The sequence below is a fragment of the Rhodoferax aquaticus genome, assembly GCF_006974105.1.
GTDB classification, from domain to species: Bacteria; Pseudomonadota; Gammaproteobacteria; order Burkholderiales; family Burkholderiaceae_C; genus Allorhodoferax; species Allorhodoferax aquaticus_A.
This window is the reverse complement of the sequence record NZ_CP036282.1, coordinates 3,882,431-3,903,188: the sequence shown is the minus strand read 5'-3', so window position 1 is coordinate 3,903,188 and position 20,758 is coordinate 3,882,431. Positions and strand designations below refer to the sequence as shown.

The window sequence follows — 20,758 nt, the reverse complement described above, 5'->3', positions numbered from 1 at the left end:
AAACGGGTGCTTTGCAAATAAAAGGCGAACAAATGAGTATTTCTTTTTCAGAGCGACTGCGGGCTCTCCGTCAAGAAAAGATGCAGAGCCAAGAAGGTATGGGCGCGTTGGGGGGGGTTAGCAAACGCGGCCAGCAAAACTACGAGGCCGGGGAGCGACTCCCGGATATTTCGTATTTGCAAAATTTGGCGGGTAACTTCAAACAACTCAAATCGCCCATTGACCTGACATACTTGGTCACAGGCGAGACTTCCGAAGCCACCGAACTTTCAGAGGATGAGCGGACTCTGATTGAGGCCTACCGCAAAGCCCCCAAAGCGAGCCAAGAGTTCATCCGTCAAGCTGTCGTCATGGCAGGCGCTGCACAACCACCCGCAGCCGCAGCGCCGGACATAGATTTAGTGGCGGACTACAAACCGAATAGAACCAAGCCCGCAACGAAGCCTCGCGCCAAGAAGGGCTGAACATGTGGTGGTTACTACTCGGCCTGGTAGGTGTGTTCTGGACCCTTCGCCAACTCAAGCGCGGCAAATTGGAGCATCGCGCTTTCAAGCCCGAAGACCCGGCAGAGGCGCGTGTTGCCGAGGCCATCAAAAATCAGATGCAGGCTGGCAAGTTTTCCATGGCGTCAGCCATGAAGGCAGTGGAAGAAGACAAATACCAGCAGCAGTTTTCAGAGGTGGCAATGCTCATTGCCAGCGCGAACGGTTACCCGGCTTCCAAGTTGACGATGCAAGAGGTTCTAGACCGCTACCCGGCATTCGCCGAATCCGCCCGGCACTTGCAAATCATCGGCGAAAGTCTCGACATCATCGAAAAAACCAAAGTCTTAAAAACCTTGGAGAGCCGGGCCGAAGTTGTTCGCACCAACCAGGCTGCAATGTTTGATGCGCTTCCGTTTGCAATTGACGCAGATACGCGGGCCACGCAAGAGGAACGCATTGATCAAATTGTGCAAGAGGCGATTGCCAATTTACCGCCACCAAAGCCTAGGCGCAAAAAGGTCAGCCCTTAACACGCATCAGGGAGGCCATCTCCTCCATGTTGTCGTTCATCTGTTTGCAGGTCAGCCGCGTTCTAAACTGCTGCACAGTTTCCCCGCGCCCAATCGCAACCTTTAGCGCTCTTGCAATGCGCAACAGCAGCCTAGACGGGCAATTTGCAGCGATATTTATCGCGCTCTCATGTGCTTTTCCAAACATCGCCACACTCCCAAAGTTGGTAAGACACGGATTGCATCACTCGAAACAAATAGCCTCACGGTGAAACACTTCACCATGACCTAGCCGCCCCAAATCCAGACACTGAGGACTACTTTTTTGTAGTCCTTTTTTTGTCTGGAGGCGGTCATGTTTACTCTTCCCCGTATGTTGTTGTGCCTGGTGCTGACCCTGGCACTCATAGGCCTGTCGATGCTGCTGCAGGCGTACATGCCTGGCACGCTGGTGGCGGTGACTGCCTACAAGGCCCACCTGATGTCCTTGGGAGGTTGGGGTGGCTACTGGCTTGACCGTGCACTGTTTCCATATGACCGGCCACACACCTATCTGCTGGAAGCGGGAACGGCTGCAACTTGCGAGGTAGAACAGCCTGAGTTGATTGAAGGTGTGTTCGTAGGCGCTGGCAATTTCGGGGCTTCCATGATGCGCCGTGCCATCGTTGTAGCGGCCTGCCTGATTTGCGTGGGCCTGGGAGCCTGACATGGGCTACCTGACGAACAGTCAGAAGCGTTGGAAGGCATACACGCGTGAGCGCTCTGCTGCACGCGCACGGGCCAGTGGCTGGGTACAACGTGCGCACATGCGCCGCCTCGCCATCTGGCTACTGGCATTCATGGCCATGCAGTTGATTGCCTTTATGGCGGCATCGTTCATACGTGTTGCGCAGGCCCAGCCAATACCCCGCGAGGCAGCGCGTTACCAACTCACGCTCAAGCGCGAGGCCCAATTCGCTTGGGGCCTGCAGGCACCCGTAGCCACCTTTGCTGCGCAGGTGCACCAGGAGAGCCGCTGGCGGCTGGATGCCCGCTCGCCGGTGGGAGCGGTAGGCCTGGCGCAGTTCATGCCCTCCACATCCAACTGGATCGGCGGGCTGTACCCTGGCTTGTACGAGCGCGCGCCCACCAATCCCACCTGGTCGCTGCGCGCTCTGGTCACTTACGACAAATGGTTGGCAGATCGCGTCCAGGCAGACGACGAATGCCAGGACATGGCCTTTGCACTGAGCGCCTACAACGGCGGCCTGGGCTGGGTCTACAAACGCCAGAAGCTCAGCCAGCAACCAGGCCTTTGCCTGGGCGGCACTTGCGCAATCAATCCTGGCATCACGCCCGCATCCCAGCGTGAAAACCAGCACTACCCAGAAGTGATCCTGCTTAAGTACGAGCCGCTTTACCTCACCTGGGGAAATGGAGCATGCCAATGACCACATGGTTTGAACGTTGGGGGCTCACCTTGCTCGCTCTGGTGGCTGCGGCCACAGGTGCCGCAATGTCCGCCTTGGTGCTTGTCCCTCACTACCAGGAGCGCATCGCCACGATGGAACGCAACCAGGCGCGAGCGATAGCGACGGCACGCCAAGCCGACATTGATGCCCTCAAGACCGCCAATGCCCATGGCAATGAACTCACGGCCCGCCTGCAACTCGCCGAATCCACGCTCACCCACAAAGACCAGGAGCTGAAAAATGCAATTGCTTCAAAAACTACCGGCCGCGCTTGCCTGTCTGGCGATGTTGTCCGGCTGCTCAACCAGCCTGCTGCAGAGGACCGAGCCGCCCATCTGCCCACGCCCACCGCAAGCCCTGCTGCAGCGGATGGAACCGCTGCCACCGATACCGATGTCGCTCAGTGGGCCAGCAACGCCCGTACCCAGTACGACCTCTGCCGCGCCCGGCTCAACGCCCTGATTGACTGGTGAGCATGGACGAAAAGTTTCACGAACAAGCCAGCCAGCTCGAACTGGATCGCCGCTCTGATGCCTTGGCGCAAGTGCGCCGAACGTTGAGCGCCCAAGGCCAAGCCCATTGCGAGGACTGCGAAGAGCGTATCCCCGCCAAGCGGCGCAAAGCATTTCCCAGCGCGATCCGCTGCATCGCATGCCAACAGATTTTTGAGAGGATTTATAAAAAATGAGCGCTCCTGATAACAACACCACGGTGCTGGTGGAACTGGGCCAAGTCAAAGGCCAGCTATCGGCACTGACTGACCTCATCCGTCAGAACCACACCGCCACGCAAACCCGCATTGAAGACCTTTCAAAGTCCGTTGGTGTGCGCTTTGATGGCATTGAAAAGCGCCTGGCAACCCTGGAGCAAAACGAACGCGGAACGGCTATGCGTGCAGCCGGTACCGGCGCACTGTCTGGCGCTATCGTTGCGGCTGGCATTGCCGCCATGAAGTACCTAGGCCACTGAGCAATGGCCTACGACCGCTCCACCCGCAACAAGGTGCGCGCCAAGTACGTGCAAGGCTTGCCCCTGGCCACGGCGGCTGAGGCGTGCAAGGTGCCGTACAACACCGCCCGCAACTGGAAGCGCCAGGACGCGGAAGAAGGCAACGACTGGGACATTCAGCGCAATGCCCGCCGAATGACCAAAAGCGGTATTGAGGAAATGGCCAACGAAGTGCTGGGCAGCTTGGCTGAGCAGTTTCTGGCCACCCTGGAAGAAGTCAAGAAAGACCCCAAGATGCCAGCCGCCCAGCGGGCAGACATCATGGTCCGCTTGATGGATGGCTACAACAAGGCCATCGGTGCCGCCAGCCGGGCCATGCCCAACGCCAACCGCCTGGCGGTGGCCATGGATGTGCTCAAGTTCCTGTCGGTCTTTATCGCCGGGCGCTACCCCAAGCTGCGCGAGCAGTTCATTGAGATCACGGAAGCGGCTGGCGACGATCTGGTGCGCGAGTTCGGTGGGAGCGGTGCCTGATGGCCAAACAGCGCCAGCTCAAAGACAAACAGTTCCTGGAGGAACTGCGCGCCTTTGCGGACGAACAGCGTCGCCTGGTGGAGGCGGAATGCGATGGCTTTGCCACCGACCATGCTGCCCGCGATCAGCGCGCCACGCGTGCGCAGAAGGACTATGAGTTCTTCTGCAAGACCTACTTCCCGCACTACATCAAGGGCGATCCATCGCTGTTTCACCGTTGGTTTTATGACAACGTTCCAGGCATGCTGGACAAGTCGGTGGGGCAGCTTATTGAGGTCTCCGCGCCCCGTGGTGAAGCCAAGTCCACCTTGGGAACCCAATTGATCACTCTGTGGCTGGTGGTCACCGACCGCCAGTGGTTTATCCCTATCGTGATGGACAGCTTTGACCAGGCGGCGACCATGTTGGAAGCCGTGAAGGTGGAGCTGGAAAGCAATCCACGCCTGGCGATGGACTTCCCCAATTCCTGCGGCCGTGGTCGGGTGTGGAATGCCGGTGTCATCGTTACGGCCAATGGCCGTAAGGTGCAGGCCTTCGGCTCCGGCAAGAAGATGCGCGGCCTGCGCCATGGCCCACACCGTCCCGGCTTCGTGCTGCTGGACGATATTGAGAACGATGAGAACGTGCGCAGCAAAGAGCAGCGCGACAAGACCGAGGCTTGGGTCAAGAAGGTAGTGATGCCACTGGGGCCACCCGATGGGTCGATGCATATCCTGTATCTGAACACCATCCTGCATTACGACTCGGTCGCCAATCGCTTCCACCGTAACCCGCTGTGGAAGCGTGTCAAATTCAAGGCAATCGCTCGCTGGCCGGATCGCATGGACCTCTGGCAGCAGTGGGAAGAGCTGTTCATCAACGAAGGCGAGGAAGTATCCGACGCTTTCTATGCCGAACACCGCGCCGATATGGATCAGGGCGCACAGGTGAGCTGGCCCACCGTGCGTCCACTGCTGCGCCTGATGAAGATTCGTGCCAGTGACCACCACGCCTTTGACTGTGAGTACCAGAACGACCCGACCAACGACGAAAACGGGTTCTTTCAGAACATGCAGTACTGGGTGCAACCGTGCCGCGACTGGGTGTTCTATGGCGCACATGACCCCAGCCTGGGCAAGAACAACAAGAGCCGCGACCCCAGTGCCTGCCTGGTAGGCGGCTTTGACCGCAACAGCGGCAAGCTCAGTGTGGTGGAAGCCTATGTCGCTCGCACGATCCCGGACCGCCAGATCAGCCGGATCATCGAATTCCAGCGCGATTACCGTTGTCTGGTCTGGGGCATTGAGTCTGTGCAGTTTCAGGAGTTCTTTCGCCAGGAGTTGGTCAAGCAATCGGCCAAGGCGGGTGTGCCGGTGCCCGCCGTGCCCCTGATACCGCACAGCGACAAAGACCTGCGCATTGAATCGCTGAGTCCGCATGTCAACAACGGACTGATCCTGTTCAACCAGGCGCACACCGTCCTCAATAGCCAGGTACGGCACTGGCCCGAGGCCGATCACGACGATGGCCCTGATGCCCTTCACATGCTCTGGATGCTTGCGCTCACGCGCGCCGGTGGCATCCCCAAAATCCGAACCGGGAAAACACGATGATTCCTCCCCTCAAAGGCCTGATCCGCAATCTGAACTCCTGGCTTGGCAAGCCGGTGGCTACGCCGGAGACTGACCCGCAGCGCTTCTTTGGCACCATGCTGACCTTGCCCAACCCGGACCCAATCCTGCGGGAAATGGGCCGGGCTGATGCGGTCTATTACTCCATCATGATGGACGCACACGTGATTGGAGAAATCCGGTCTATCCGTGGTTCATTCCGCTCACACAAATATCGGCTCGATGTGGGCAAAGACGGTGACAGCAAGTCTGCCGCCGCCATGGAGTTGTGCGCCAACTGGATGGCCAGCCAAGCACCCAATGCCATCGTGGATTGGCTGGAAGTCATGTGGCAAATGAGCGCTTGTATCTTCACGGGCTACCGCACACATGAATTAGTGTGGGAGCTGGTAGATGGCAAATATCTGCCTACCAGTGTGATTGACCGTCCCGGTCGCCGCTTTCGCTTTGACGTGCATGGCTCGCCCATGCTGCTCTCCAACGGTGCGTGGCAAGGCGCATCGGTGGAGCCTTATCAGTTCGTGGTGTCCCGGCACATGCCCACCCATGACAATCCCTATGGCATGGCGCTGCTGTCGAGTTGCTTCTGGCCCTGGACGTTTAAAACCGGTGGCTGGCGCTATTTCGTGAAGTACTGCGAGCGCCATGGCCTACCCTGGCCTGTGGGCCGCTACCCGGCTGGCACCAGTGAGAGCGAGCAGGACGATCTGGCTGACGCGCTGGCCGGAATGATGGAGGCGGGCTATGTCGTTATGCAGGAGGGCAACGGCGTAGAGCTGCTGGTGCCCAACGGCAGCGGCTCCGGAAACCTGCCACAGCAAAACCTGATTTCTCTTTGCAACCGGGAAATGTCCAAGGCCCTCACCAGCCAGGCCATGATCGGTGAGCAGCTCGACGTGGGAGCACGCGCAGCAGCGGACACCGCCAAAGAACGCCAGAGCGAGGTCCACGATTCCGACCGCGACATTGCAGCGGCCAGCATGGCGCAGATTTTCAAGTGGATCACGCTATTCAACTTTGGTGAAGGTGTCGCACCGCCCACATTGGAGTTCTACAAGCAGGAAGCCGCTGGCAAGGCACGGGCCGAGACCTACCAGATCGCCGCCAATATGGGAGCCAAGCCCTCCCGCAAGGCCATGCTGGACGAACTGGACATTCCAGAGGCCGAAGATGATCAGGACGCCTTGCTGCCAATGGCCAAAGGTCTGACAGCGAAGACTGCTGCCGCACCTGCAGGAACCACCCTGCCGGTGGACTTCTCAGCGGTTGCGGGCTTCACATTCGCCAAAGCCGCTGGCATGACTGAAGACGAAGCCATGCAGCTCGCCGCAGATGCGGCCGACCAGGCCATTGAAGACAAGATGATCGCGCCGGTCTACGCCATGCTGGTGCAATTTGAGGCCGAAGGCAAAACACTGGCTGAGTTCCAAACGGCGCTGCAAGGACTGGTGGGTGAAATGGATGACGAAGGCCTGCGCGAGGTGATTGACCGAGCTTTGAGCTATTCGATGTTGCGAGGTGCGGCAACGCAGGCTGAATGAACATCGGACTGAAATTCATCAATGACATTCTCACCGGCATCGACGGCGAGAGCTATGACGTTGGCCGCCTGCTATGGGTGCTGGCCTTCCTGATCGGCATGTGCCTGGAAATCTATTCCGTCATCACGGGCAACAAGTTCGATTTGCAGGCGTATGGCGTAGGTGTGGGTGCACTGCTGTTAACTGGTGGCGCTGCGCTTGGCTTGAAGTCTGGGACAGAGCCTGGCGCAAAGAAGGGAGGTTGACTCTATGAGCAAATGCAACGGCGGGCTGCACTTTTTACGGGTCATTTCCAGTCGATCAAGCTCTGAAGCGCCCGACGCGCAAGAGGTCGTGCGTTGGTGCGCGGCTTGCGGGGCCGTGGTGATCGATTTAGACATTGATGGACGAACTGCCCCTGGCGCCATATTCAAAATGGCTTTCCCACAAGCGACAAAGACCCTCTACGGAGGCCTGAAGGCGTGACAGCCATGTGGGGCCTCCTTTTCAACAAGGGCGCGCTGTGGATCGGTGCGCACTACTCACCCTTCAACCGCCGCTGGTGCATCAATGTGCTTCCCTGCGTCACTTTATGGGTCGCTTTGCCTGGTGGAAAAGTACCTGACAGGAGCCAATGCTGATGAAACGTATCTATGTGGCTGGCCCCATGACCGGCTTGCCTGACTTCAACTACCCGGCCTTCAATGCTGCGTCTGAGCGCCTGCGCGCGCTGGGCTTTGAGGTGGAGAACCCAGCCGAGAACCCGGAACCGCATTGCGGCTCCTGGCTTGGCTATATGCGTATGGCCATTCGTCAGTTGTCTCAGTGCGATGGTGTTGCGTTGCTGCCAGGCTGGCAAAAATCGCGCGGCGCTCGCATTGAGCACCAGCTCGCCCAGCAACTCGGTCTGACTGTCGTTCCTGAGAGCACCATCCTGCACGGCCCTGAGGTGTGCGATGCCTGATCTGGTGAAACCCTTCGGCGTCCAATTCGGGCAGGCTATCGACAACCTCAAGGGCAAACTGCCCGAGGCCACCATGAAGTGGGACGATCTGGCAGGCCCGGTGCACGGCAAGGTGTTCGCCATTGCCGGTGCGACCAATACCGACCTGGTGGCTGATATTCAAAAGTCGCTGGTGGATGCCCTGAAGAACGGTACCACCATTACCCAGTTCCGCAAAGACTTTGATGCCACTGTGCAGAAGTACGGATGGACCTACCGTGGCAAGCGTGGGTGGCGCACCAGCGTCATCTTCAACAACAACATGCGCTCGGCTCATATGGCTGGCCGCTGGGAACAGCTCCAGGCCAACAAGGCGCGCCGCCCGTTCCTGCAATACCGTACAGCCGGGGACGCACGAGTGCGCCCCATGCACCGCATGTGGAATGGCCTGATATTCCCCATCGACGATGCTTTCTGGCAGACACATTACCCGCCAAACGGCTGGGGCTGCCGCTGCACCGTGCGCGCCTATAGCCAGGCCGATCTGGACGATGGCAATCTCCAGGTGTCTGAACCCTTCCAGGTCAAAACACGCGAAGTCGTCACACGCGACGGCGAGATCACGGATCGCGTGCCAGTTGGCATTGATCCAGGCTGGGACCACAACGTGGGGCAGAGCTGGATCGCCCCAGAGCTTGCCTTGGGCCAGAAAATTGCCGCCTTGCCCAAACCATTGCAGGGCTTGTTGGCTGATAAAGCCGTTTCACCCGCCTATCAAAAGGTGCTTAACGACAATTTCAAGGCGTTTAAAACTGCCATTAAACAGCCCGTTGGGCAGGCGCAAATCGTGGGATTTATGGACAGCGGCATGATCAATGCCATCGCAGAAAAGCTGCCCGAGGTGGAATTGCAAACCACCAGCGTGTCCGTCTTGGACAGCAAAACAAACCACCTGGCAGGACGCCACAAGGTCAACTCGCCGCAGGTGTGGCCGGAGGAGTGGGCAAATAACCTGCCCGAGCATTTCAGGAATTACCAGGCGGTTTTGCTGGACAAGAAGAGCGGGAATCTGATCGTCGTTCCGCAGGATTCATTCAATACCATGCTGCCCAAGATCGTGCTGCGCCTGAATCAACGAACCAAGATTGGACTGTCGGCGACCGTGGTGTCGCTTGGCGCTGCCGCTGCGGGCGACCTGGGCAATGCAGACGCATACGAGCTGCTGCTCGGTGCGCTGACCAAATAAAAAGCCCACACATGGTGGGCTTGGGTCAGGAAGTGCGCTACGTCTTCGTAATAACGGTGCCAAGGGCATTGCGTCTGGCTGGTGCGTTTCCAGTCCACTGACTTGCCCGAAGTGTAGTCCCGGACCCGGCTTTTTGCAATTTCTTGGTATTTTTCCTGCCACACACCAATCATTTAATCGGCATTTAATGGGCAAATGCCCCCCGATTTTTGGGCAGCTACTGGATCAAAATAAACGTTTCTCGCCGCCAACCTCTAAAACGCCCTAACTTATTGATTCCTTTGACGTTTTTCCTGTTTTTTCGACCGTTTTTGTGTGGATCAATTCAAACATCTCCCCCCTGTAAAGGCCGCGCTAACAGCGGCCTTTTTTCGTTAGCGAGACTGTATGTACAGCTCCAGATCCTCCGCGGCCATAGGGCGTGCGAACAAGTATCCCTGCCCGTAGTCACATCCCGCCTCGATGAGCAGGTCGCGCTGCAGCGCCGTCTCCACCCCTTCGGCAATGACCTTCATGCCCAGCGCGTGGGCCATCACGATGATGGCCTTGCACAGCGCTAGGTCGGTCGATGCCGGTATCAAATGCTTGACGAAAGACTGGTCTATTTTGATGAAGTCAATGTCAAACTTTTGCAAGTAAGACAGTGACGAGTACCCAGTGCCGAAATCGTCAAGTGACACTTGAATGCCTGCGTCACCCAGCTCCAGGAGGTGGTCGCCGACACGGGTCCCTGTGTCCAAAAGCAAGCCCTCGGTGATCTCCACCACAATGCTGCTGCCTGGCAAGCCCAGCGCATTGAGGTGGTCTGCCCACGTCGCTTTGTGGCTGTCATCGTGGTGGAACTGCACTGGCGACTTATTCACACTGATTTGAAAGTCAGGGTGCAAACGTTGCCGCCACTGAAGCACTTGGCTGGCAGCTTGTTGAAACACCCATTCCCCAATGTCCACGATCAAGCCGCTGCTTTCCGCAATGGGAATGAACGAGGCGGGGCTCACCAAACCCAGTTTGGGGTGGTGCCAGCGAATCAGGGCTTCCGCTTTGTGTACAGCGCCTGTTTGGAGGTTCACTATGGGTTGGTACACCACCTTGAATTGCTGTTCTGCCAAGCCGCTGCGCAAATCATGGGTCAGGCGCACCCGGGTTTGAGCGGCTTCCTGCAAAGCAGGGGTAAAGAAGCTAAAGCGGTTGCGCCCGGCGCCTTTGGCAACGTACAAGGCTTGGTCTGCATTTTTGAATAAGTCCTCGACCTCGGTAGCGTCAGACGGATACATGGTGATGCCAATGCTGGCCGATACAAATACCTGGTGGGCCCCTAACTGAAAAACTTCTGACAGACTGCTTAAAAGCTTATGCAGGATGCGCTCTAGGCTATCGGCGTCGTCCAAATTACCCACAATGAGTGTGAACTCATCGCCGCCCATGCGGGAGACGGTATCGGTTTCGCGCACACAGCTTTGTATGCGTTGGGCTGCCTCTACCAGCAGCAAGTCGCCGCTGGCATGGCCCAAGGTGTCATTCACTTCTTTGAAATGGTCGAGGTCAATAAACAGAATGGCCAGTTGTTGGTCTTCGCGTCGACTCTTCTTGATTTTTTGGTCCAGTCGGTCGCGCAGCATGCGCCGATTGGGCAAGCCCGTGAGGGGGTCAAAGAACGCTTGCTTGCGAATCAATGCCTCTGACTCTTTGCGCGGCGTGATATCGGTAAACGTGCCTATCATCCGCTCCGGTTGTCCCGCATCGTCCCGAGCAATGACCATGCCACGGCTGAGCACCCATTTCCACGAACCATCTGAACAGCGAATGCGGTGCTCGTTCATGTAGGTGGGCGTATGTCCATCAAAATGGTTTTGACGGTCGATCGCCATTTGCTGTACATCGTCAGGATGGGTGCGAGCATCCAAAATGTCAGGGTTGCTATCCAGGTCGGCCTCTGCCAAGCCAAACATTTGCAGCAGCCGCTTAGAGTAGAACTCCACCTTTTCTTGAATGTGCCAGTCCCAGACTCCATCGCCAGTGCTGTCCAGCGCGAGTTTGAGGCGCTCCTCGCTCTCGTACATCGCCGCTTCTGTGCGCTTGCGTTCAGAAATGTCCTGAATCACTGCTGTGCGCTTACTTAGCCGCCCATTCTCGTAGCGCAGGGTGCCCATGACGTGCAAGCAAATGCGTTTACCTGTGTAGGTGATGACATCTAGCTCCAATTCAAATCGGTCACTGCCGGGGTTTGCGCTGGCCAAATACTGCTTAACCGCGGCACGACCCTCGGGGGTGAAAAAACGCCTCACAGATTCAGGGGTAGGGGTGAACTCGGTTGGGGCCGTTTCCAGAATGCGATAAACGCCCGCGGTCCACTCGATGGTGTGTTCGAGCACATCGTGGTCAATGCCGCCCACCCGAGCGATGGACTGTGTGGCGTCTAGCAGCACATCTAGTCTTTTACGGGCAGCTTCAGCTTGCACATAGTTGGTCACATCGGCAAAGGTGCGCACCAAGCCTCCATCTGGAAGCGCCTGAGATCTCACTTCCAAGGTGCGTCCGCTAGGTGTCACGCGCAGGTAATTTTCTAAAAGACTGCTGGGCCCACCTGCTGCCACATCCATCACATGGGTGCGTGCGTGGGAGTCAATCAATTCACCTTGGGGGCCAAAGTCGCCGCGTACCATTTGGAAGTGCGTGACCTCCTGCAAGGTGGGCAATGTCGCCATAAAACTGAGAGGCAGGTCCAGCAGCTCGCACATGCGGGGATTGAACTTGCGCACCCGTTGTTGGCCGTCGGTCAGGACTATGCCTTGGGAAATACTGGTGAGCGTGGTTTGGAGTAGCGACGTATTGTCGAGTAACTGCGCATTGAGTTCTCGCAAGTTGTCCTCCACCCGTTTTCGCTCGCTGATGTCAATGTGCGTCCCTATCATGTGCACAGGGCGACCTTTTTCATCGCGCTGGACGATGGTGCCCACCGTGGCAATCCACTTCCATTGCCCATTCTTGCAGCGCAGCCTGACGTCCATGGCGTACTGCGCTTGGTCCCCGCGCAAGTAAGCGGTGAATGCAGACTTCACGGTGTGCACATCGTCAGGGTGCACCAGTTCCATAAACGCCTGGTTGTTATTGGCTATGTCACCCACGCTGTAGCCCAGCATATCTAACCAACGTTTGGAATGGGTTTGCTCGCCAGTGGCGATGTTCCAGTCCCAGGCGCCAAGGCCAGAGCTCTCCATCGCCAGCATCCACGGGTTGTCTGTGCATGTAGCCGGATTCGCGACCCGCCAGTCATGGGCGGCCAGCGAGACCGGACGGTCGGTGTCGTCGGATGGGCCGACCATTGCGGATAGTTGGCGTTTTGGCACGTATTTGCGGATAAATTGAGTCTGGAACAGACAGCTGGCAAGGGCCGCAATGTCGCGCTTCACCTCAGTTCTTGGCTTGCCGTCAGTGTGCGCGGTCGGGCGCTTGGCGTCAAGGTGTCTTGGGCAGACTGAGGCTGATTCGTAGGCCATGCGGCATCACTGCATAGGCACTGGCGGTGCCGCGGTGACGTTGCGCAATTTCAGCCACGATGGCCAAGCCCAGCCCGCATCCTCCCGGCATTTCGCTGGCCCTCCAAAAGCGCTCAAAGACCCGAGAAAGGTCATTGGCGCTTAAACCAGGGCCGTTGTCCTCAACTTCTAGCAAGCATGTGTTGCCTTCCGTGTGGGTGCGCAGGGTGACTGCAGTATTGCGCCCGCTGTAGCGCAAGGCATTGTCGATCAGGTTGTTCAAGGCTTCGCGCAGCAAGAGCTTGTCACCAGGCACCATCATGGTGTCTTCTCCCTCGTAACCCAAGTCTACGCCGGCCGCAACTGCGCGAGGGGTCCACTCTCGGGCCACCTCGCGTGCCAAGGCCGCTGCATTGATGGGGTGGAGGCTGACTTCTGCTTCGGTTCTTGCCAGTGACAGCAGTTGGTTGACCAAGTGGGCACTGCGCTGCGCGCCAGTGTGGACTTTTTCCAACCGTTGTTTGAGTGCTTGTGGCTGCGTTTCTTGCATCGCCAGCTCGGTCTGGCTGATGAGCCCTGCCAATGGCGTGCGCAACTGGTGGGCCGCATCGTTCAAGAAGCGCTTCTCTTGGCTCAAGCTGCGACGCAGGGTGGTCAACAACTGATTCAACGCATTGGCCAAGGAGTGAACTTCTTGGGGAGCCTGTGTCATCTCGATAGGGGAGAGCGAGGCCGTTGTTCTATCCGCCAACTGAGATTCCAACTTGTGCAGGGGCGCTAAACCACGGCGCACACCGGCATACACGAGAAAGCTCAGCACCGCCCCCATTAGCAAGAGGGGGAAAAGCACGTCTCGTACCAGCTCACGGGCAAATCGCTGCTGTACCGCCAAGCTTTTGGCTACTTGCACTTGCATGCGCTGCGGGGTCAGCCCATCGCCAAACCCCAACTCCACAGCCGCCACCCGCATGGGCTTTCCGTCCATGACCAGGTCGTAGAGGACCGGCTCGTTTTCGGGGCTGTAAATGGTGAAAGGCGGGCGTGGAAACTTGCTATTGCCCAGCAGAAAACTCCCAGGGGGGGACGACACCATGTAGAACACCCGGTCGGTGGGGTCTTGTTCCAAGATGTCTTGGGCGGCGCGAGGAAAATCGACCAAGAGGCCGGAACCTAGCGGCTTGACCTGACGCGACAAAGCCCGCACCGATTGTGTGAGTGACTGGTCAATCGTTTTTTCCGCGTAACTCAGTGCCACCCGAAAGGCGAGCACGCCCCCCATCAGCCACAACACCAACTGCGGCAGCAAGAGCCATAGCAACAATTGCCGCCGCAAAGACAAACCGGCAGCCGGCTGGCTCATGGGCTCTCTAACTCCAGCATGTAGCCCAAGCCACGCACATTGCGGATGTTCAGTCCCGAGTCCTGCAACTTGCGGCGCAGGCGATGCACGTAAACCTCCAGGGCATTGGAGGCCGTGGCCGAACCATCAGCCGGCTGGGTCTGCCAGACAGCCAAAACATCTTCACGTCCCACTACTTGGCCTAAGTTGCTCACCAAGAGTGACAACAACGCCCACTCGCGCTGGGTGAGCTCCAGCGGAACATCGTCTAGCCACGCCAGGGGCAATGTTGGGTCCACACGCAGCCGCTTTTCTGCTGCGCTCTCCACTTCCATGGAGCCGCCAAAGGCTGGCATTCGGGAGCGGCGCAGCATGGCTTGCAGCCGGGCCAATAGCTCGGCCATGACAAAGGGTTTGGTGAGGTAGTCGTCGGCTCCGGCGTTCAGGCCTTGAACCCGGTCGTCAATATCGTCCCTGGCGGTAAGGATCAGCACGGGCAGGGCGTTGAGCCGTAGGCGTATCCAGCGCAGCACGCTAATGCCGTCTACCTGTGGCAAGCCAAGGTCCAGAATGACGCCGTCAAAGCGGGTGATCTCCAGCAGGGCCTGGGCTTGCGCACCATCGCTGGCACTGGTCACACTGTGACCAGCATGCATCAGCTGCGCGCACAGGCCATCGCGCAGCAATTCATCGTCTTCAACAATCAGCAAATGGGACATGGGCCTAGCATACCAAGATGCTCACACGCAGCGCGGCGCTACAGGCCTGCTGACACCGCTTGCACGCGCGCAGCATGGATGAATTGGCCTATCTTTGGGCCAGTGGCACCCATGGATTGGGCGTGAGCTGCTACTACATTGGTAGCAATTGATTGTGCATCTTGCAGGGCTTTTGCAAGCCGGCCTGCCTGCGGGTAGGGCTTGTCTTGGTGCCCCAGGCGACCCCGTGCATCACATTCGCAGGCGAGCAGCACCTCCGCAAAGCGGACGGGTTTGCGAAACGCGTCGCAACGCTCCAACAGGCGCACGATGGCAGCTGCATCTAAGCTCCCACTGCGGTGGATGTTGCCGTGCTCGCGTGCGACCACGATCGCCAGTTCACTGCAGTCCAGGGGTACGCGCAAGGCCGGGCACAAGGCTTCTAACAGGCGCACACTGCGCGCTTCGTGGGCGATATGGCGGGGCAGCACATCGGTAGGCGTGGTGCCCTTGCCCAGGTCATGCGTGAGGCAGGCAAAGCGCACGGCCAAGCTGGCCCCCACGTGTGCGGCCATGTCCAGTACCAGCATTACATGGATGCCGGTATCCACTTCGGGGTGGTGCTCGGGGCTTTGTGGCACGCCCCAGAGCCGATTGAGGGCGGGCATCAGTTTGGCAAGGGCACCGCAAGCACGCAAAACCTCAAACATGCGGGAGGGTTTGCCCTCCATCAGCCCTTTGGCCAGTTCTTGCCATACCCGCTCAGGCACCAAGTGGTCCACTTCACCGCCGTCTACCATCTCTTGCATCAAGGCCAATGTTTCGGGGGCCACCGAAAAGTCGGCATAGCGCGCAGCAAACCGGGCCACGCGCAAGATGCGTACCGGGTCTTCTCGAAACGCGGGAGTGACATGGCGCAGCACTTTGGCGGCAATGTCGCGTTGGCCACCATAGGGGTCTACCAGGCGGCCTTCGTGCAGCCAATCTGCAGGGCTACCTAAGGCTTTGGTACTTGTTTTAGATGTGCTATTGAGGGTAAATTGGCCGTTATCGCCTGTCGGATAAGCGCGTACAGCTATTGAATTGATAGTGAGGTCGCGCCGGGCCAAGTCTTCTTCTAGTGTGACATCCGGGGCTGCATGGACCGCAAAGCCTTGGTAGCCGGGTGCGGTTTTGCGCTCTGTACGGGCCAAAGCATATTCTTCGCGCGTCTTGGGGTGCAAAAACACAGGAAAGTCTCGACCCACCGCAATAAACCCAAGGTCCAGCAACGCTTGGGTGCTGGCACCCACCACCACCCAGTCCCGGTCTTGGACGGGTTGGCCCATGAGTGCGTCGCGCACGGCACCGCCAACCAAGCAAATGTCCACGGATTCAGGGCCTCATGCGGTAGGGTTCTTCAAAGTCCAAAAAGTCTTGCTCTGCGCGCGCTTGCTCTACCCATGCCTGCACGCCGGGCAAGCCACAGACCCGCGCCACATATGCGGCAATGGCTTCTGGCACCGGTAGGCCGTAGGTTTTCAGCCGCATGCAAACGGGCGCGTAATAGGCATCGGCCACGCTGAACTCGCCGAACAGCATCGGGCCGCCGTAGGCCTCAAGCAATCCGCTCCACATCTCGACCAAACGCTGCACATCCGCACGCACACCGGATTTGTCACGCCAGATGAGGGCACCAGCATCGGCCAAGTCGGCCTCGATGTTCATCGGGCAGTTGCCGCGCAAGGCCGTAAAGCCGCTGTGCATTTCGGCGCATACGCTACGGGCCTGGGCGCGGGCGGTTCGAGCTTTGGGCCACAGCTGTTTGTCGGGGTGTTGCTCGGCGATGTACTCCGCAATCGCCAAGGTGTCCCAAACGGCCAAGTCTTCATCCACCAAGAGAGGCACCTTGCCTGTGGGGCTCAAACCCTGGAGCGTGGCTTTGAATTGGGAATCAGGCGCAAAGGAGTCAAAGCGCACCATCACTTCTTTGAAGGGAATGCCCGCTTGGGTCAGCAAGACCCAAGGTCGCATGGACCAAGATGAATAGTTTTTGTTGCCAATAAACAGGTGGTACATAAGTGCCTTCATGCATTAGGGGAGGTCCAAGCCCAACTCAGGGCTTGCGGATTCTTTGGGCCCCACGGTGCCCAAGCGCGCTTTGAGGGATTGGGACTGCCCGGTAATCAAGGCCGCATAGTTGGTGGCGTTAGACAGCACTTTCTTGACGTAGTCGCGGGTCTCGGTAAACGGCACGTTTTCCGCCCAGATAGCGCCCTCTAAAGTAGCCGCACCGTCTTGGCCTCGCCACATGCGAGGGCGGTTGGGGCCTGCGTTGTAGGCCGCAGCAGCCATAGGCATGGAGCCGCCAAAGTTGTCGAGCACCAGTTTGAGGTAGCCCGTGCCAATGGCAATATTGGTGTCGCGGTCGTTGATGTCACTGGCGCGGAAGTCAGTCAGGCCAATTTTTTTGGCGGTCCACTTGGCGGTGGCGGGCATGACTTGCATCAAGCCTGAGGCACCGACGTGCGATTGCGCGTCCATGATGAAGCGGCTTTCTTGGCGAATCAGCCCATACACAAACGCGGGGTCTAAGCCAATTTGCTTGGTGCGCGCCAATACAGCAGCCTTAAACGGCATGGGAAACCGCTGCTCTTGGTCTGTGCTTATCTTTGTGCGCTCGCTGGAGTTGATGCAGCGGTCCCAGACCTCGGCGCGGCACGCCAAGTCGGCGGCAGCCAGCATGCTGCGGTCGTCCAAACCGCCGCGCACATGCAGGTTGGTGCTGTAGTTCCACTCTCGCACTCCCTCAGAGCGCATGCCAATTTGGATGGCGTACAGGGCGCGGGCCAGCCCTTGGTTTTGGCGGGCCGCCTCGCGTTCTTCGGACGTGAGTGGCTCAGGCCGGGGTGGGGTGGTGATGCGTTGGCCTAACTCTTCGAGCGCTAGCTGCTCGTAAAACCCGCGAGGGCTGGCAATGCTCTCTAGCAGGCGCAAAGACTCAGCACGTGCACTCTCGGTTTGGGCCTGAATCATCAGCGCGCGCGCACGCCAGTAGACCCACGTTGGGTCTTGTCGCAGGCTGTCTGGCATGGCCGCAATGGCTTCGGTCACCTGATTCCAGCGACCGGTGCGCAGCGCGGCACGGGCCATCCATGCCAAGTGGTCCTCATGCAGGTGTTGCACTTGTGCCTTGGCAAAGTAGTTGGGTGCGTCATTCGACAGTTTTTGGGCTGCTCGTTTGCCGATCACACCGTAAATCCAGCTGCGTTCTTCTTTGGTCAGCTGTGCGCGCCAGCGCAGTTTTTCTACTTCCACTGCCGCTTCTTCGGGGTCCAAATAGGCTTGGCGAATCAAGGCCAGAGACACCAACTCCCGCGTTTGCGGGCGCAAAGCGGTGAGCTTGTCGTTGAGGTACTTGCCTGGGTTTAGGTAGATGGCGTTGACGGTTTTGACCCAACTTGGGTTGAGCAAACCCACGGCTTGGGTGGCCACGCGCAAGCGGTCGTTCTCCATACCCAAACGTGCCCGCACCCAGGCTACTTGGGCCATCACGGAGTGGTCTTTGAGTAACTGTTCTGCGGCACTGGCGCAACCTTCATCGGCGTCTTTTAGCGACAGCCAGGTGGACTGCACCTGCGATTTGATGTCGGTCCCCGAGCTCAAATAGTCGGCAAGTAAGCCATAGCAACGCACCGATCGGTCGTCGTTCATGCGGAACTTGGGGTACTCGCGGTTAAAGCTGGCCCAGTCGCGGTCGCGCCCCATTTTGAGCAGCCACTCATTGCGCAGCTTGTCTTCTTGGTAGCTACCGCTGTAGCGTGTCATGAACTCTTGAATTTCGCGCACAGGGGCTTCGTCCAAGCGTGCCGAAATCTCCCAATATGCGGCCCAGGGTTCCAGTAAAGAGCCCCGTGCTTGGGGGAGTAGCGCTGCAAGCTTGCGCTTGTCACGTTGTTTATAGGCCTGCGCCATGTCCATCACCGCTTGGTCGGCGAGGGTGTTGTCTCGGCCTTGGGCCAAGGCGGATGAAATCGAGGGGGACAGCGTCGCACCAAGGAGGGCGATCGATGTCAGAATGGCTGAAAACTGCATGTGGTGATTATGAACAACTCAGACGATAAGCAAGCGGCGGAAAAAAAGGCACTTCGTAAGGCTTTGTTAGCTCAACGTTTGGAGATGCCGGATCGGCTACAGCGCGCCGACATGTTGCAGCAAGTCATGCGCATTTGGCTGGTAGGACGCCCCGATACCGTCATCGGTGCCTACTGGCCCATTAAAGGCGAGTTTGACCCCTTGCCGGCTTTGCACCGTTGGAAAGAAGACGGTGAGTTGATTGACCAGCCACAACCCCGGCGCATTGGTCTGCCCGTGGTCAACCGTGAGCACAAGACCATGACCTTTCATGCCTGGTACCCTGGCTGCCCCATGGAAGAAGACGCCTATGGCATTCCCAAACCCAAGGACACGGAGCTCATTGTTCCCACCTTGTTGTTCGCCCCCTGTGTCGGCTATGGTCCCGGGGGCTACCGACTGGGCTACGGCGGTGGGTTTTACGACCGCATGTTGGCGACTCTGAGCCCCAAACCCTTTACGGTGGGCTTGGGCTATGGGGTGGGCTATGTGCCGGACCTAGAGCCAGAGCCGCATGACGTGCCGCTGGACGCAATTCTTAACGACTACGGGGTAGTTTGGCCGGTTTAGCGGCTGACGGCTTGGCCACACCGGCCTGTTTGACAGCGGTCTTTTTCACCGCAGGTTTTTTGTTGGCATGCGCGGCCACCGCTGCTTGTAGGGCCAAGCGGGCCCATGGCTGCATGAGCGCGGGTGACTCCATCGCATCGGCGGGGGCACTGTAGTAGTTCATGCCCCTGGTCTTCCCGTCGGCTTCATAGGTAAAGCGGGCGCAGCCCTCAGCTTCAAACAAGGCTTGGCTTTGAACATCGGCTTTAAGCCACAAGGTGTCCCCTTGGCCCAAGTTGGCCAGAATGGCGATGGTCATGCCGTCGATGGCAATTCCCCAGCCTCCAAACATCCGCTTCGCCCGGCACGGGCCGATGGGGCTCAGCAGTTCACAGCAGTAGTCGGCAAAGTCACTGGGAATGGTGGCCATGGGGTGTCTCAGTAAGGCGTGTGCTTTAGGGCCGCTGCATCAAGACGCGGGCGTCGGTTTCGTAGTCTTGCAGGGTTTGGGCCAAGCGCTGGCGTTGGTTTGCCGAAGTGCTGTTGTGCACTGCCGCCAGCGCGGCGCAACTCTGCGCAGTAATGGTGGCCAAGTAAGCGCGGAACGCCGGGTCTGGGGAGTTCAAAGCGCGCGCCAACATGGCGCGAATATCAGCTTGACCCTGTGCTTCTGTGGCGTTGCTGTTGCGCAAGTCACGCAAGGTTTGTAGTGTGTCTTGCTGGCGTCGCAGCATTTCACGGTAGTTCAGGCTAGGGTCAAAGTCTGAGTTGTTGACCTGGTTGCGCAACAAGGCGACTTGGGTGGCATCTAGGCGCCCATAGAACGCTTCCGCCCGTTCTTGGAGCTTTTTGGTACGCAGGTCGGTGCGTTCGGCCTTGCTACCTTCCAGCCACTCTTCTCGCCACTGTTTGTTGCGTTTTTCAAAGGTGCGCGCCATGTGGTCCAACTGTGCGGGCTGCAAATTGGTGCTGAGGGCGGCGAACGCTGGCACCAAACGGTCGCTGGTCGCTAACACGCGTGTCTGCACATAGCTATAGACGGCGCATATTTGTTCTGGGTTCACGGGGTTGGGGGCAGCGGCTTGCAGGTTTTTCAGCAGATCTGCAAGCAGCGGCAACTCTTCTTTGCGGTGCCAGTCTTGCAGCGCCACCAGCTCTGCGCGCATGGCATTGCTTTGGGCGGTGCTGAAGTCAAAGTAGCCATCGAGCCACCAGTAAGCAAGGGTGGGCGCGTTGTTATAGCCCAAACGCACGGCACTGCAGCCGCTGAGCGTGAGGGCGATAAAGACTGCGCAGATAATGGCGAACCAACGAAACAACAGGGGCATAAGAGTGGC

The 20,758-nt window shown here is 58.4% G+C and carries 23 protein-coding genes; 15 read left to right on the top strand and 8 right to left on the bottom strand.

Going from position 1 to position 20,758, the window contains the following annotated elements:
- Positions 1 to 32 precede the first annotated feature (32 nt).
- The 14 genes from EXZ61_RS17985 to EXZ61_RS17920 all read left to right on the top strand — a co-directional run bounded on the left by EXZ61_RS17985 (position 33) and on the right by EXZ61_RS17920 (position 9,246).
- Positions 33 to 464: a helix-turn-helix domain-containing protein gene (locus EXZ61_RS17985; protein WP_142813065.1), complete on the top strand. Its 432-nt coding sequence runs from the start codon at positions 33 to 35 to the stop codon at positions 462 to 464.
- 2 nt (positions 465 to 466) lie between these two features.
- The gene (locus EXZ61_RS17980) at positions 467 to 1,015 is read left to right on the top strand and encodes a hypothetical protein (protein WP_142813064.1); all 549 of its coding nucleotides are present in this window, start codon (positions 467 to 469) and stop codon (positions 1,013 to 1,015) included.
- A gap of 334 nt (positions 1,016 to 1,349) precedes the next feature.
- Positions 1,350 to 1,700, top strand: coding sequence for a putative holin (locus EXZ61_RS17975; RefSeq protein WP_142813063.1), 351 nt, complete (start codon positions 1,350 to 1,352; stop codon positions 1,698 to 1,700).
- Positions 1,701 to 1,800: 100 nt separating this feature from the next.
- Positions 1,801 to 2,424 carry a transglycosylase SLT domain-containing protein gene (locus tag EXZ61_RS17970; protein ID WP_142814305.1) on the top strand — a complete coding sequence of 208 codons (624 nt, stop codon included), beginning with the start codon at positions 1,801 to 1,803 and terminating at the stop codon, positions 2,422 to 2,424.
- Positions 2,421 to 2,918, top strand: a complete 498-nt coding sequence (locus EXZ61_RS17965) for a hypothetical protein (RefSeq protein WP_142813062.1) — start codon at positions 2,421 to 2,423, stop codon at positions 2,916 to 2,918. Before EXZ61_RS17970 ends, EXZ61_RS17965 begins: the two co-directional genes overlap by 4 nt.
- Before the next feature lie 2 nt (positions 2,919 to 2,920).
- On the top strand, positions 2,921 to 3,133 hold the full coding sequence (locus tag EXZ61_RS17960; protein ID WP_142813061.1) for a TraR/DksA C4-type zinc finger protein: 213 nt from the start codon (positions 2,921 to 2,923) through the stop codon (positions 3,131 to 3,133).
- The gene (locus EXZ61_RS17955) at positions 3,130 to 3,414 is read left to right on the top strand and encodes a hypothetical protein (protein WP_142813060.1); all 285 of its coding nucleotides are present in this window, start codon (positions 3,130 to 3,132) and stop codon (positions 3,412 to 3,414) included. Before EXZ61_RS17960 ends, EXZ61_RS17955 begins: the two co-directional genes overlap by 4 nt.
- A 3-nt stretch (positions 3,415 to 3,417) precedes the next feature.
- A complete protein-coding gene (locus EXZ61_RS17950; protein ID WP_142813059.1) occupies positions 3,418 to 3,927 on the top strand; it encodes a DUF1804 family protein in 510 nt (169 codons plus the stop codon).
- A complete protein-coding gene (terL, locus tag EXZ61_RS17945) occupies positions 3,927 to 5,519 on the top strand; it encodes a phage terminase large subunit (RefSeq protein WP_142813058.1) in 1,593 nt (530 codons plus the stop codon). Before EXZ61_RS17950 ends, terL begins: the two co-directional genes overlap by 1 nt.
- Positions 5,516 to 7,078, top strand: coding sequence for a DUF935 domain-containing protein (locus tag EXZ61_RS17940; RefSeq protein WP_142813057.1), 1,563 nt, complete (start codon positions 5,516 to 5,518; stop codon positions 7,076 to 7,078). The genes terL and EXZ61_RS17940 overlap by 4 nt, the downstream gene beginning before the upstream one ends.
- Complete coding sequence (locus EXZ61_RS17935; protein WP_142813056.1) at positions 7,075 to 7,323, top strand: amino acid ABC transporter substrate-binding protein; 249 nt, start codon at positions 7,075 to 7,077, stop codon at positions 7,321 to 7,323. The genes EXZ61_RS17940 and EXZ61_RS17935 overlap by 4 nt, the downstream gene beginning before the upstream one ends.
- 4 nt (positions 7,324 to 7,327) lie before the next feature.
- Positions 7,328 to 7,543, top strand: a complete 216-nt coding sequence (locus EXZ61_RS17930) for a hypothetical protein (RefSeq protein ID WP_142813055.1) — start codon at positions 7,328 to 7,330, stop codon at positions 7,541 to 7,543.
- 154 nt (positions 7,544 to 7,697) lie between these two features.
- On the top strand, positions 7,698 to 8,021 hold the full coding sequence (locus tag EXZ61_RS17925) for a DUF4406 domain-containing protein (protein WP_142813054.1): 324 nt from the start codon (positions 7,698 to 7,700) through the stop codon (positions 8,019 to 8,021).
- Entirely contained in the window at positions 8,014 to 9,246 is a 1,233-nt protein-coding gene (locus EXZ61_RS17920) for a phage head morphogenesis protein (RefSeq protein WP_142813053.1), read from the top strand. The genes EXZ61_RS17925 and EXZ61_RS17920 overlap by 8 nt, the downstream gene beginning before the upstream one ends.
- A gap of 374 nt (positions 9,247 to 9,620) precedes the next feature.
- Here EXZ61_RS17920 and EXZ61_RS17915 read toward each other — a convergent pair whose 3' ends face one another.
- From EXZ61_RS17915 to EXZ61_RS17890, 6 genes are all read right to left on the bottom strand, one after another.
- Positions 9,621 to 12,569, bottom strand: coding sequence for an EAL domain-containing protein (locus EXZ61_RS17915; RefSeq protein WP_168224812.1), 2,949 nt, complete (start codon positions 12,567 to 12,569; stop codon positions 9,621 to 9,623).
- A 133-nt stretch (positions 12,570 to 12,702) separates the two neighbouring features.
- Positions 12,703 to 14,082, bottom strand: coding sequence for a sensor histidine kinase (locus tag EXZ61_RS17910; RefSeq protein WP_142813051.1), 1,380 nt, complete (start codon positions 14,080 to 14,082; stop codon positions 12,703 to 12,705).
- Entirely contained in the window at positions 14,079 to 14,780 is a 702-nt protein-coding gene (locus EXZ61_RS17905) for a response regulator transcription factor (protein WP_142813050.1), read from the bottom strand. Before EXZ61_RS17905 ends, EXZ61_RS17910 begins: the two co-directional genes overlap by 4 nt.
- A 38-nt stretch (positions 14,781 to 14,818) precedes the next feature.
- A complete protein-coding gene (locus EXZ61_RS17900; protein ID WP_142813049.1) occupies positions 14,819 to 16,129 on the bottom strand; it encodes a multifunctional CCA addition/repair protein in 1,311 nt (436 codons plus the stop codon).
- Between the two features lie 4 nt (positions 16,130 to 16,133).
- Positions 16,134 to 16,817 carry a glutathione S-transferase family protein gene (locus EXZ61_RS17895; RefSeq protein ID WP_142813048.1) on the bottom strand — a complete coding sequence of 228 codons (684 nt, stop codon included), beginning with the start codon at positions 16,815 to 16,817 and terminating at the stop codon, positions 16,134 to 16,136.
- A 15-nt stretch (positions 16,818 to 16,832) separates the two neighbouring features.
- Positions 16,833 to 18,833: a lytic transglycosylase domain-containing protein gene (locus tag EXZ61_RS17890; RefSeq protein WP_142813047.1), complete on the bottom strand. Its 2,001-nt coding sequence runs from the start codon at positions 18,831 to 18,833 to the stop codon at positions 16,833 to 16,835.
- A 9-nt stretch (positions 18,834 to 18,842) separates the two neighbouring features.
- Here EXZ61_RS17890 and EXZ61_RS17885 point away from each other — a divergent pair, with 9 nt between their 5' ends.
- Positions 18,843 to 19,442: a 5-formyltetrahydrofolate cyclo-ligase gene (locus EXZ61_RS17885; protein WP_142813046.1), complete on the top strand. Its 600-nt coding sequence runs from the start codon at positions 18,843 to 18,845 to the stop codon at positions 19,440 to 19,442.
- Here the strand turns inward: EXZ61_RS17885 and EXZ61_RS17880 are convergent.
- Both EXZ61_RS17880 and EXZ61_RS17875 read right to left on the bottom strand, forming a co-directional pair.
- Positions 19,411 to 19,851: a TfoX/Sxy family protein gene (locus EXZ61_RS17880; RefSeq protein ID WP_142813045.1), complete on the bottom strand. Its 441-nt coding sequence runs from the start codon at positions 19,849 to 19,851 to the stop codon at positions 19,411 to 19,413. The two genes, EXZ61_RS17885 and EXZ61_RS17880, sit on opposite strands and share 32 nt — an antisense overlap.
- A gap of 25 nt (positions 19,852 to 19,876) precedes the next feature.
- Positions 19,877 to 20,749, bottom strand: coding sequence for a DUF6279 family lipoprotein (locus EXZ61_RS17875; protein ID WP_142813044.1), 873 nt, complete (start codon positions 20,747 to 20,749; stop codon positions 19,877 to 19,879).
- Between the last annotated feature and the right edge of the window lie 9 nt (positions 20,750 to 20,758).